Here is an 11,676-nt window from a genome sequence, read left to right as displayed (position 1 = left end):
CCTCTTCTTTAAAGCAATAAAATAGGTTTCTAAATTTTTTATATCACTTTCTAATTCATCTACATCAGGAAATACTCCCGAAATTCCTTCCGACATATCATGACCATGCATATAAGTACTACATTTACTCATGGCAGAATTTATGGTTTCAATATCAGAATCAGTAATATCTTTTAAATATCTTACATTTTGTGTTTTTACTTCTCTATTGAAACGCTCAACTACTCCACGAATTAACCACTCTTCAACAAGCCTTTCCCATGTTTCACGCATCAGACCATATATAACTCCAGCATCCTGTAGATATTGTTCATATGACTCTTTAGCCAATTTTCTCGCTCTAACTAGCTTTTCTTTTAATTTTCCAATTCTTTTATCAGTTTTCAGTGCATCCCAAGGTGGTGTACCAATACAAATCCCTGTTTCGGTTTTATTGCGAGTAATTGCTTGGATTACTATTTCATCAGCTGTTTCTTGAAGCATTTTCAAAAAAGGTAAATCATGAGTAAATACAATTACCTGCCTATTTTTTGATTCTTCAGTAATTCTTGTAGCAAATTTTAATCTCCAAATATGATCTAACGAATTTACTGGGTCATCAAAAATAATTGCAGATTTTCTATCATCTGTTGCTAACTCAGCAAAAAAACTTGCTAATGCAATACACTTTTGCTCACCTTCACTTGCAATTTCAAGTACATTTAAATTATTTTCAGCAATCTGGACACTAAAATTTTGATTACCTTTAACCCCTTTTGTTAAGGCATTGATTTTAAAGTGTTCAAACCCTAATTTTTTTAACTCATCATTGAAAAACTCTTGTATTCTCCCAAGAGGGCTTATACTACATATCTCATTATTCAATGATGTAATCGTTGATGTTGAAGTAGAGCGTTTAAGACGAGTATAACAATCTATCTTTTTTGCTTTTTTTATTTCAGCTTTAATTTGTTCTTTTATAATTAGAATTTTCTCTCTATCCTCTATCTCTTTAATTCTTATATTTTTATTTTGAATTAGTATCAATTTACCCTCATCATCTAATACTAATTTCTCGGCCTCCTCAATCATCTTGATATGCTTATTTAATCTTGTTAAAGCTTCTACCTCTATTTCTGATCCCCTAAAGACTGGTTGATCTTGTAATAGATTAGCCGCCCTATCCTTTAAAGCATCAATTAAATTATAAAATAGTTGACCTAAGGAGTTATCTTTTTCATTAATTTCTTCAAGAATAGCTTTATAAGGTTCAATTGAGAAGTTAAGTATTCTAATTTTCGCAAGTTCAATTTCCCAGTTTTTATTTGCAATAGAAGATTTCTTCTGTAATTCACTTTTAAGATAGTTATCAAACAACTCTAATTGTGAAACTGCTTTTATATCTAATTCTTGAAGACAAGTGGGGCAAGCATCTCCAACTAGCAATGTGTTATTTTTATAACTATCGCTATTTTCTATAAAACTTTTAACAGCATTCATCATTACTAACCATTGCTCAGAACCTACATTAGATATTTTTAAATTAGAAAATGTAGAAACGCTAAGCTCGGTTGCTGCAAGATTAGCACTTTTTTTAGCATCATAAATTGATTTCATTTTAACTATTGATTCCAAATTTAGTATTTGCACTAAATTTGTTAAAAAAATCTGAAGAGGCAATAATCTTGACCGTCTCTTTTGATAATTTAATCTCAAAGTCTGAGGAGAGTTATTATTTAATTCAACAACCTCTTTTCTTAACTCATTTAACTCATTTAGCTCAGTCTGAGTTGCACAATGTAAATCTACTTCGTCTTCAGTTAATAAGTGGCTTATAACTAATTTACTTGGATTCGTACCGACATTCATTGTAGGTAAAATAGAAAAAGGTCTATATATAACCTCTTCATTCTTTGCTTTATCCAAGATAAAAGCGCTAGCTCTTAACAATTCATCAAGTAACTTCAATGCTGTTGGTTTAAAATCCAAAGTTCCAGTCTTAGTTAAATAGTGAATTGATGAATCAGAGTCAAAAACTCTTATTGCTTTAAGACGAGCATGAGGTTCAATTTTCGTATCCCATTGAACTAACTCTATTTCGTTATTCGCTTGAATTTGAATTTCTGCTGAAGGGACACCTCCTCTCGCTATAAAAATATTATGTTTTAGTTGTGGTATTTCTCCTCTTGTTAAGCAAGCATTTTTAAGGATTTTGGCATAACTTGACTTGCCCACACCATTATTTCCATAAATTACAGTCAATCCTGTAATTGAAAATTCAATTTTCTGCTGTGATGCTAATGCTGATATATTCTCAATATTTCCAATAGAGATTAATTTATTTTCTTCAATTTCTGCATGATACCCTGTAGCTTTTGCGGGTTTTACTAACATTGAATAATCTGGGCATTTATCCTCAAGACCGTATTCCATTTTCGCTACTAAATAAGCAACTTCAAGTTCAGCTGTAGACAATTTTCCAAGCTCAATCGCTTTATTTAGTGTATATCTCCACCAATCAGGCTTTGTTTTATTATTAACAAATTCACATATTTTTGTTGCTACTGGCATTATTTTTTCCTTAGTTATTAATTTTTAAATTTACTAAAAGATAATATAATATTTAGTATAAAAATTAACAAGATACAACTAGGACAATTAATGGAAATATTTTATTTATACAAACTGATTTGTTATTGATATCCTCAGTTACTACTCTTGATCAAAGAAATAATCAAAAGCTGCAACTAATCAAAAACCTATTCTACTGCTTCGTATGGTTTATTCCTTCATCGTTATTAGATGAGACATACCATTTTCGTCTTTTACTTTCTTTGTGATTGATCTCTAATTTATTTTTTATCAAAAAAAATTCAATTGAAAAATAGAGAGCATCTGCTCCCTATTCACGGCTAGCTAACTTAGCTTCAATCCATTGATTAATTTCCCAAGCTGACCAACCAATACGTTTTTGCGAGATTGTAACTTTCTTAGGAAACGTTGGATCATAGTAAGGCGAGTCTTCATCCATCATTTCGTATATTGTTGAACGACATACACCTGTGAACTCTATAACCTGTTTTATATTTATGAGTTGATTCATCTGAAAAGTTTGACCTGTGAACGCATTCATGATGTTTTCTCCTAATCATTGATGCGAGCGCGTATTCGCTCAGATGATAGGTCAGTCCAGTAAAATTTTACGCAGTCCAATGTTATTCAAGCTTATCTAATTCAGACCCTGAACTGACTGCTGTAACCCTTTCTGCATATCCTGAACATGAGTCAAATCATGATTTTGTTGGTGCTCTGAATTGGAATCCTCCACATAAAACTCCTCAACAATATCCAAACCCTCTTCACCTCCAACCTCAAAACAGGCATTGCCATAGCCCTGTCGTGCGACATAATCCAAAGCTTCCTGATAAAACCCTACTGCTTTGCTCTGTTCATCAATCTGCTTCGCTGAAGTGATGGCATCATTTAGATTTATCCCGTCCCGTAAAGTCAGGTCTACATAGTAGATTGGGGTACAATAACTCTGAGTGGTGCTTTTACCTCTTAAGGTTAACTGTAAGGGTAAACATGAAAGTAAGTCACCCGATGCAGCATGATAGTAGCGCAATCTTGCAGCCAAGGTACGGATACTATTAAAACCTGTAGTTCTAAAGATAAATGTGCCCAACTCATCTGATTCGTCTAAGTTTACATAGAGTCTTCCATAAGGCTTGCATAATCCTCCTTGCGCCAGAGGGCATAAATTAGGTGATGGACATGGATATTGTTCAACGCCATTTTGTCCAAATCTCTGACAGCTTTCTCCATTACCTGAGCAGATCAAACGTCCTGTTTGTCGGTCAAATAAGCTGTACTCTGCCCGTAGATTTAGCTCAGGATCATTAAAGATCATTCGAACTGGAATGCTTCTGAGTTTTTGATTCGGTGCTTTTGCCCGAAGCTGCTCATCCAGTGGATGCTTGACCCAGCCATCCTTATTTTGGATTTGACTGGTAATGGTAAATTGATCATCTTTTTCGGGGAGTCTTTTACCATTCTTTTCAACAATCTTACCGATACTGATACGACCTAAAACGGGAGGTGTGATTGCTAAGCCCTTAATCATGATAATTTCCTTTAAATAAAAATTGGGTATAAAAAATCCCATACCTTTTTAGGTACGGGATCGGTTAGTTTGGGTGTTGGTTGAGTTGAATTTGAGATATGAGTAAGTCTGACTTATCCACCGTTTGGATAAATCTGAAAGCGTCTTGTTCCGGCTTTAGTTTGTGGAAACAGCTGGAGATATTCAGGATGCTGTTTAAGAAGCGATTTACTGTCTAGACTGATTGAGTCTTGTGATTTCTTCCAAGTGACTGAACCACCTGTAAATACTGCTCGCTCTGCATCTTTCATCATCATTTGTAGTTGATGTTTGAGTTCATCAAAATATTGTTGATGCTGCTCAACCTTATGTCGCTCCTCTAACAATTGGTTAAATAGGTAGTTTGCTTGTTCGTTTTTGGTGAGGTCTTCCACCGATAATGGGACCTGTTCTGGATAAAGTTGTTGCAACGCTTTAGCTGCCGAATATGACGCATCTACACTGGGTGGAATATCTGATTCCACACATTGCCAAAAGTGACGTTCAGCATTAATGATGTGCTGAATGACGGTTTCGTTGCGAGTGACTTTGAATATTTTGGTTTCATGTCCACAGATCAAAGCACAGATATGCGCTGCCTGTTTGCCTGTCACGGCAAGTTGATGTTGCACCTGACATAGCACATATAGGGGTACACCATCCCGCCACAGCTTTGCCCCATATTCCCCCACGGTTTTACATTCGAGAATCTGCACCTCATCACTGCCCACCACAGCAAAGTCCAGGTTTGCCAACATAAAGTGTTTGTCTTCGTCAGGGTGTTGCAACACTGCATTGACTCGACGCACTTTGTGATTAGTATGCATACTGTAGTATTGAGCCACCAACGGTTCGAGCTGTTTACCCCAGTACAACGGTGCATAGCTTGCACTTTCATCTTCGATGTTTTGTTGCATCCGTCCTGTCTTAATCATCCACAGTTCCAACATCGACATATAGGGATTCAATCCACAGGCAGTTGCTGCATCACTACTGCCAATGCCCTGCTTTCGAACTTCTAGCCATTGTTGGTAATTCATCTGTTTGTTGTTGGCAAGTCGTTTGGCGGTGAGTGGCTTGGTTTTGCCTGGCTGTTTGCTCTGTCGGTCTCGTTTGGTTCGGGTTCCTACTTCAATTTGTTGAGTCAGTGAGTTTTGAGTGGTTGGATTCAGGTTTGGTGAATAAGGCTGTAGCGGTGGATGATTTAAGGTATTTTGAATTTGAGTATGACTATTCATTAGAAATATTCCTGTATCGGTTAAATCGTAAAAGCTGAATTTTGGGCATAAAAAAAGCCGCATCTGAGGGTGCGGCTAAAGGTGTTGCTGTGCTTGTACGGTATTACCGTATGCTTAGGCTAATGGAGCTGGCCTAAGTGAAACTGAATTTAAGCTATCATTCGAAGTGCTTGTTCTAAACCACGCTGTTTAATGGAAGCCCCTGCACCAAACCATGCTGAATCCAGTCGATGGTCAGTACTCATCGCTCGACGCTCATGGTCACAGAACTCTGTGATACTGCACAGCAAGCCATACGCCGTGTCTTTGGCTGAACTAAGTTCTGCACCTCGCCCATGTCCGTTAAACATGGTCATGACTTTTGACATGGCACGCCCATTCGGTTCAGTTTTATTGTCTGCTTTGGATGGGCTTGTTTGATTTAGCATGGCTGCATTGCGATAGAACTGAATGATGCTTTCATCCTGTTCCACACTACTCAAACTGGTGTTGTTAAACACCGCATCAAAGTAGGCTGCTGCTTCTTGCTGTGTCACTTTACACTGACTCAACTGTTTCATTTCGTACATGTGTTCATCCCATGCACAGACTGAAATACCCAGTTGTTGTTTGACTTTCTCGGCATCGAACTTGGTACTGTGTGGGACTTTAACCACACCTGCACTATTATTCTGTCCTTTGAGAGCAATCGCCAAGGTGTTATTACATACCACGCGGATAGAGGTGAATTGAGCTGTGGTTGCCAGTGTTCCATCACAGGCTGTCGCTAAAAGAATATAACCATTACTCACATCCTTACCTTTTAAGGCTGAGCTTTGTCCTGTTCGTGCCAATGCCCAGAATTTCTTACCTCCTTTGAGTACCCCTGCAGTTTCCAGTTCAAAGCCCGATTGTTCAGTCAAATCTTTGTAGAAGTGTAGGATTTCCATCGGTTGGACTTCCTGAAAGCGTTGGCTGACCACTGATAAAGGTGCATGCGTATCAGAACGGTAAAGTACTCGCTGTTCCTCAAAAGGCATGATGATGCTTTGTCCCTTTTCATTCTGTGCCATGTAACTGACATCCGAAGATTCAATCCGCCAATCCATGCCTGCCTGTTGTGCCCAGACCTCGATGGGTTGATTTGGCGTGAGTTCATTGCCCAAGCCATGCCAAGGGGTTTGTCCTACAAATGCCATTGTTTCGACTAAGTGCGCCATAATTGTGTCCTTATAAACAAAAAGACTGCTGGACCTCACTCCTAGTTAAAGGAATGAAACCCAGCAGTCTTTGATGAGATTAATGTTGATGAGAATGAAACAATTCAGTGAATTATTTCATTCTGTATGTTGATTCATCTTAATGTTATATAACTACAATTTTTTTCAATCAGGCTTTTGGTGTGGTATGAGTCATATGGTTACTGTGGCGACATTACAATCTGACGACCATCCTTGAGTACCGCAGTCACTTCCCTGATATTGCGTGGATCACAATTCAAGAAGAATCGCATGGAGTTACCATAGGTAATCGGATTAGCTCCGCTACGGTAATCAGCTCTGCAATTTCCTCTATTCACAATCAGCTTATCCATCTCAATACTGTCTGAGAGTGAAATCAAATTCAGGTAGGCTGTTTCAACCACACTAGAACCATAGACATGATTCTTCACTTCAATGCGATATTCCATACTCGCCTCAGTATTTTCGAGGAGCAGTGGATCATTCGGATCAGCACGTTCACTATTAAAGGCTTCCCATTCTTCTAAACCTTTTTTAATAAATGCTCGCATCTCCTGAACAGAAGATGTTTCTAAATGGTTTAAATAAAACTCTGCCTGATTTGCAGTCTCCTCAATTGGTGAGGTTCTCAGAGAGTTTAAGTCTTCTTTCTCCACCACGGTTAATTCGGCATGTTCTGTGACAGGTTGGACTTCTACCTGTGTAGTTTTCTCTGATGTATCTGTTTTTGTCTTATCACATCCTGTAACCATCAAGGCTACAGATGTCAGTACGATCAATATTTTCATTTTCTTCCCCCTATAAACTGTTTCCTCCTGAATGGAAGTTAGTTGCCTTTTCTCTGCATACATTGCTGGTAGTACTTATCTCTAAACATTTGTTTGGTTCTGTCAAAAGTTGCTGTACCACCACGGTCATATTCAAAGGCATCATGGAGAATCGGTCTAAGTTGTTCTCGAAGTGCTTCATTATTTCCAGCCAGCAATACCATGACATTTGCCATATTGCTTTGTTTCAAACGCATATCCATTACTGTTTCAGCAACGTCCGCCTCTTCCTGACAAGGATCATTTACCGCAGCCTGTTCTTGTCCAGAGGAACAGCCAATCATGAGCAGAGTTGCCACAATCAAAAGTGTTTTATTGTTCATTATCATTGCTCCTTATCGACTGCATTTGCCAATGGTATAACCTCGGGCAAAGTCCATTTTCTTTTGGTCTTCTTCAGTGCTAATTGGTTTATTAAAGAATGGTTTTCCGTATGCCTCACGAATCTTATCGTAGCGACAACCACAATAAGCTTCAGTTTCAACTGCTGTTTTAATGGCTTGATTTGGATACATACACTGTTCAATGTAACCCTTGCGATCTTTCGTCTCGGATGAACAGCCTGATAACGTTTGTGCAATGATGATTGCAAGAATGCTAAATGATTTAATTTTCATTAAAGCTCCCCTATATTTTTTTCTGTATGGATCGTTTTTAAATCTATAGGCGTACATACACAGAACAGGGATTTGTCCGTGAATAAATAAGAAACGCCAAAGCACCGATTAAACGTTGAAGTGAAATCAGTTCGATAAATAAAAAATCAGTACAGATAGAGGAAAGTTTGAATCGTCATGGTTGACTCCTAGATGTAATAGAAGTTCTACCGAATCACTGCTAATCGATTATGGTGGCAGAACGAAAAGGGGTTAGCAGACTGGTCATCTAGTACCAGCACGCGCGAACGCGTCCCCCTCCCGTTCTACCGCAAAGGGGGACGAGAAGGTTTCGCACAAGCATCATACTCAGGAAGAATATGAACCTGATGCGCTAGATGAAACGGTCTGCTAAAACCGACTGACCATGTGGGTCAGCAGGTTAAGGATAATGGTGAGGAAGATTGAAGTCAATTCGGACACATGAAAATTGCTTGTTTTGCATTTCTATATATTTATTGATAACTTACAAAACAGCATGACTCAATTTCTAAATTTTGATTCTGCTTACAAAAACTGCGGAACATGGTTAAATATCAGACGTGGAACGTGAATAATCATGAGAAAGTCATTCTAGTTCGCAGAATCCTAGAATAACTTCAACTAAGGTATTGATGTAAAAAAGGAAAACCTTAAGAATTTCGCATAAGGCGTATTATGTTAATTTTAGAACAACTAATTAACATAAAAGAAAGAAATTTTAATTGCATGATAATATTAGTTTTTGTGGAGATTTAATTTGAAAACCAGTTTAAAAATTTTAAGTTTAACGTTTGATACATCACTATCTTATTGTGAAGAGATACGAGATATGATCATTAACGGTACTAAAGAAATTGAACTCGATTTTAGGAAATTAGGAACTATTGAACCTTTTGGAATAGTCTATTTTTCAAATTTTGTTAAAACCTTTTCAAGACTTAGAGATATAGAGCTTTCTTGTATTTACCATGACGATGAAAGCATTAGTTATGCTAAGCACATGGGACTTTTTCAAAATTGTGGTTTTGATATTGGAAGACCACTTAGAGAGGAGCTTCCTACCAAGGAAGCGACTCATATACCTATCACCATTATTGATGTAGAAACTTTAAGACAAGAAGCAAGAGATACATACGAGCAAGTTGGCCAAATTGTTGAAAATTATAGTGAAAGATTAGCAAAATTACTTACATCTCAGAAAGATACGACTCTAGTAGACACTTTAACTTTTTGTTTCAGAGAAATTATTAGAAATGTTATTGAACATTCACAGGCCAAAAAAATTACTTTTTGTGCTCAATATTGGCCATATCTAAAAAAAGCAGAAATTGTGGTACTTGATAGAGGTCAGGGTATTCGAAATTCTTTAAATGAAAACGATACATTACCAGATATAAAAACTGATAAAGACGCATTAAATTTTGCATTATTACCAAGTATTTCTAGTAAAGTTGCATATGGCAAAAAACAAAAAAGGAAATCAGATGACTTTTGGAAAAATAGCGGATTCGGTTTGTATATGACTCATCGTATAGCTGGAATGGGGGGGGATTTTTTTATTGCCAGTGGTAAACATGGTCTACAATGGACTCAAGACGAAAAAAAAGATCACAAAGTCAGATTAAAAGGCACTATATTACGTATGGTTGTACAGACTAATAATATTAGCGAACTACAGGAAACTCTTGGAGAGTTTAGAACAGATGGTTTTGCATTAGCACAAGAGTTAACAAAAATGAAGATAGAGCCATCTACAGCATCTCTGATGCTTTCTAAACATCGTAGTAATGTCTCCTAAATCTCCACTTTGGCTCTTAATGGAGCCATTTATTTAACATAAGGCGCTTATGCGAAATATAGATGTATATTCAAGCATAACATCAAAATTCTACCTACAGGAATTGAGCCATTACTGACTCAGTTCCTTTGAAACTCCAAATAGCTTTTTTAGCTAATAATGTATAACTCTATCCTACTATATTGAGATGTATAGCCTTATGCTCAATCAACATGAAGAACAGCCAAAAGCCCTCATACCTTTCATCCTGACTCCGAGACGTTGATCAATCTTTTCAACAGTTATACGAGCCAAATAGCTATAAACAGCTTTAAGTCTTTCTAATCCAATTGGATCTTCACACTTAATCATTCCCAAGCCATTTAGATACTTATATCCTTCCTTTTTCTAAATGTTTTCTCTAATTGCTATCTTAGTATCACTGTTTTTCAAATCCTCATCAGCATGTTTACATGTATGACAATTCTAATAATTAATAAGAAATGGATATTCCCTTGGAAAACAGTTAGCCAATAAAAGAAGATGAAAGTCAGGAGGGTGCAATGCACCCTCCCCATATATCCCTGAAACGTAAAATGGCTTTTTTAAGTGATAATGTATAAGTTGAAGCAGATTGGTTTAGCTACGATCTACGCCTCTTCTCTTCTTGGTAATGAATTGCCCTTTACCAAAAGTTTGCATATTCTTTTCAACTTTTACCCTCAGTCGCTGCATAACCTTGTCTTCACGTACTAACGTTAGATAGCTAATCACGGCTAAGAGTAGATCCCAATCTCCTTCATTGTTTCTTGAGACCATGCCTAAACCAATTTCACAGCCTGCTTGCCTCAGTTTATTCTTATACTCATTACAATTAAGATTAAAATAACTTCCTTCACCCTTTGTTATTTCTTGCCATTTCTCACCAGCTCGTTGAGCATAGTAAGAACCATTTTGGACTTTAGCGCCATCATAGATCAACAGTAAATGGACGTGATAACCCTTTTCCTTACCTTGCTCTATAGCCCAAGAATAACCTTGAAGATGTTCAAAAAAGGTATCTTTATTGGATAGCCTGTTACGCATCACTTCAAAATGTCGATAGAAGCGTTCAATGTCTATATTGCTCTTAGCATCTTTGGTATAACCCAGGTCAACTCGAACAATAAGTAGCTTTGAGTAATGATTGAAGAGCGCTTCTACATAATCTACAAGACTTTTTGTATTGTTCTCTTCTTGCAAATCGAACTGATGTAAATCCTGTTGAACTTTTGCTCTCATACTATTAGCTGTGATTTCTAAGAAATTAAGTTGTTCATCATCTAACTCCAATACAAACTCATAATTATCAGGATATTCGTTATTTGGATCGTAACGCATCTGATCAACAATCAGCTTCAAGCTAATGAAAACAGATATATGATCATAATAGTAATAATCAATATTATAGATAGGTTCAAACTGCTCAAGTAGCTCTTTAAAGACAGGTAACTGGGGTTGTTTAATGCCTGTTGTAAAAACTTCTATAACAAAATTTTCAATAGCAAATAAGATTTGTGTTTCAGAGTAGTTCGAAATTTCATTTGAATATGTCATGGTGTCTCCTTTAAGAATATTTTTCACCATCACATCATTTGATTGAGTTTTTTAAAACGACGTTAATGTGCCTTACAGGTCTCCCCCCTCACTAATCATTTCCATATGTGTCTATATAGTGGCTAATAATATAAGAGACCAACTAGATATAAATATCAACAATCTATGAAATATCTATTTTTAAGCATGAGACTTAGGAAACCACTCTTTATTTCTTGTTAAGTTTAAGAAGAAAACCAAGCTAAAGTTAATAAAACAAT

The 11,676-nt window shown here is 36.7% G+C and carries 10 protein-coding genes and 1 pseudogene; 1 reads left to right on the top strand and 10 read right to left on the bottom strand.

Annotated features, from left to right (window positions below; all coding sequences use genetic code 11):
• The 8 genes from A9Z07_RS13885 to A9Z07_RS13850 all read right to left on the bottom strand — a co-directional run.
• Nucleotides 1-2,550, bottom strand: a 2,550-nt coding sequence (locus tag A9Z07_RS13885; RefSeq protein ID WP_069579434.1) for an AAA family ATPase, incomplete at its 3' end; no start/stop codon positions are given.
• Between the two features lie 331 nt (nt 2,551-2,881).
• Entirely contained in the window at nt 2,882-3,112 is a 231-nt protein-coding gene (locus A9Z07_RS13880) for a helix-turn-helix transcriptional regulator (protein WP_069579432.1), read from the bottom strand.
• A gap of 96 nt (nt 3,113-3,208) precedes the next feature.
• The gene (locus A9Z07_RS13875) at nt 3,209-4,102 is read right to left on the bottom strand and encodes a hydrolase or metal-binding protein (RefSeq protein WP_069579430.1); all 894 of its coding nucleotides are present in this window, start codon (nt 4,100-4,102) and stop codon (nt 3,209-3,211) included.
• 113 nt (nt 4,103-4,215) lie between these two features.
• Nucleotides 4,216-5,358 (bottom strand): YqaJ viral recombinase family protein, encoded by a 1,143-nt coding sequence (locus A9Z07_RS13870; RefSeq protein ID WP_069579428.1) that lies wholly within the window; start codon nt 5,356-5,358, stop codon nt 4,216-4,218.
• A 149-nt stretch (nt 5,359-5,507) separates the two neighbouring features.
• Nucleotides 5,508-6,557 carry a DUF932 domain-containing protein gene (locus tag A9Z07_RS13865; RefSeq protein ID WP_069579426.1) on the bottom strand — a complete coding sequence of 350 codons (1,050 nt, stop codon included), beginning with the start codon at nt 6,555-6,557 and terminating at the stop codon, nt 5,508-5,510.
• 200 nt (nt 6,558-6,757) lie between these two features.
• On the bottom strand, nt 6,758-7,366 hold the full coding sequence (locus A9Z07_RS13860) for a hypothetical protein (protein WP_069579424.1): 609 nt from the start codon (nt 7,364-7,366) through the stop codon (nt 6,758-6,760).
• 38 nt (nt 7,367-7,404) lie between these two features.
• A complete protein-coding gene (locus tag A9Z07_RS13855; RefSeq protein ID WP_081406436.1) occupies nt 7,405-7,728 on the bottom strand; it encodes a hypothetical protein in 324 nt (107 codons plus the stop codon).
• A gap of 12 nt (nt 7,729-7,740) precedes the next feature.
• The gene (locus A9Z07_RS13850) at nt 7,741-8,022 is read right to left on the bottom strand and encodes a hypothetical protein (RefSeq protein WP_069579422.1); all 282 of its coding nucleotides are present in this window, start codon (nt 8,020-8,022) and stop codon (nt 7,741-7,743) included.
• A gap of 778 nt (nt 8,023-8,800) precedes the next feature.
• On the opposite strand from A9Z07_RS13850, the gene A9Z07_RS13845 reads away from it, so the two are divergent.
• Entirely contained in the window at nt 8,801-9,841 is a 1,041-nt protein-coding gene (locus A9Z07_RS13845; protein WP_069579420.1) for a hypothetical protein, read from the top strand.
• Nucleotides 9,842-10,048: 207 nt separating this feature from the next.
• Here A9Z07_RS13845 and A9Z07_RS18130 read toward each other — a convergent pair.
• Both A9Z07_RS18130 and A9Z07_RS13840 read right to left on the bottom strand, forming a co-directional pair.
• Nucleotides 10,049-10,306: pseudogene (locus A9Z07_RS18130) on the bottom strand (hypothetical protein); the annotation flags it as partial.
• Nucleotides 10,307-10,459: 153 nt separating this feature from the next.
• Nucleotides 10,460-11,416 (bottom strand): inovirus-type Gp2 protein, encoded by a 957-nt coding sequence (locus tag A9Z07_RS13840; protein ID WP_069579418.1) that lies wholly within the window; start codon nt 11,414-11,416, stop codon nt 10,460-10,462.
• Nucleotides 11,417-11,676 lie beyond the last annotated feature (260 nt).

The organism is Acinetobacter sp. YK3 (genome assembly GCF_001729365.1).
GTDB lineage: Bacteria > Pseudomonadota > Gammaproteobacteria > Pseudomonadales > Moraxellaceae > Acinetobacter > Acinetobacter vivianii.
This window is presented reverse-complemented; position numbering and strand designations above follow the sequence as displayed.

What these genes read in the sequence shown, in the direction of transcription:
- A9Z07_RS13840 (WP_069579418.1), bottom strand. Translation starts at nt 11,416, where the DNA reads ATGACATATTCAAATGAAATTTCGAACTACTCTGAAACACAAATCTTA.
- A9Z07_RS13880 (WP_069579432.1), bottom strand. Translation starts at nt 3,112, where the DNA reads ATGAATGCGTTCACAGGTCAAACTTTTCAGATGAATCAACTCATAAAT.
- A9Z07_RS13865 (WP_069579426.1), bottom strand. Translation starts at nt 6,557, where the DNA reads ATGGCGCACTTAGTCGAAACAATGGCATTTGTAGGACAAACCCCTTGG.
- A9Z07_RS13860 (WP_069579424.1), bottom strand. Translation starts at nt 7,366, where the DNA reads ATGAAAATATTGATCGTACTGACATCTGTAGCCTTGATGGTTACAGGA.
- A9Z07_RS13855 (WP_081406436.1), bottom strand. Translation starts at nt 7,728, where the DNA reads ATGAACAATAAAACACTTTTGATTGTGGCAACTCTGCTCATGATTGGC.
- A9Z07_RS13850 (WP_069579422.1), bottom strand. Translation starts at nt 8,022, where the DNA reads ATGAAAATTAAATCATTTAGCATTCTTGCAATCATCATTGCACAAACG.
- A9Z07_RS13870 (WP_069579428.1), bottom strand. Translation starts at nt 5,358, where the DNA reads ATGAATAGTCATACTCAAATTCAAAATACCTTAAATCATCCACCGCTA.
- A9Z07_RS13875 (WP_069579430.1), bottom strand. Translation starts at nt 4,102, where the DNA reads ATGATTAAGGGCTTAGCAATCACACCTCCCGTTTTAGGTCGTATCAGT.